The sequence below is a fragment of the Collinsella sp. SGI.180 genome, from assembly GCF_050313455.1.
Lineage (GTDB): Bacteria > Actinomycetota > Coriobacteriia > Coriobacteriales > Coriobacteriaceae > Collinsella.
Genome location: NZ_JBNPLL010000053.1, coordinates 1 through 569, shown reverse-complemented (window position 1 = coordinate 569; position 569 = coordinate 1). Strand labels below are relative to the sequence as shown.

Annotated in this window: 1 pseudogene; it reads left to right on the top strand. The window is 53.8% G+C overall.

Going from position 1 to position 569, the window contains the following annotated elements:
* Positions 1–81: 81 nt before the first annotated feature.
* Positions 82–569: pseudogene (locus ACQRAP_RS08700) on the top strand (DMT family transporter); the annotation flags it as partial.

The following is a 569-nucleotide window of genomic DNA, read 5'->3' as shown; positions in this document are numbered from 1 at the left end:
ACCTATTATCTGCCCCCAAGGGAAACGGCGACCCGTTGTGGTCGCCGTTTTTTATTACCGAAAGCTAGCTGGAGGTGCTTCGTGATTCGATCTGACAATCCACCCGATAATAGCGTGAGCGGGGCGATGTATCTATTTGGCACGGCGCTCTTGTGGAGTTTTATCGGCATCCTCGTTCGCGCCAATTCGCAGTCAGCTCTTTTGATCGGTGCCGTCACGGCAATATTTATGGCGCTCTTTATCCTGCTCGTCGGCAGGCCCGTCCTCCGCGTCAGTCGTCTTATTGTCCTTGTGGCCGTCTGTAACTTCGTAACGGGCACCACGTTTAACTTTGCCAACCAGCTCACGACGGTCGGCAACGCGATCGTTCTGCAGTACACTTCGATGATTTTCGTTATCGTGTATCAATCGCTCGCAACTCGCACGTTGCCCTCGCCTGCGAAGATTGCCTCCGTGGTGGTTGCTTTTACGGGTATGGGACTTTTCTTTTTAGGCGATTTGAGTGCCGAGGGCATGCTCGGCAACCTGCTTGCCGTCATTTCGGGCGCCACCTTTGGGCTGTGTTTCTT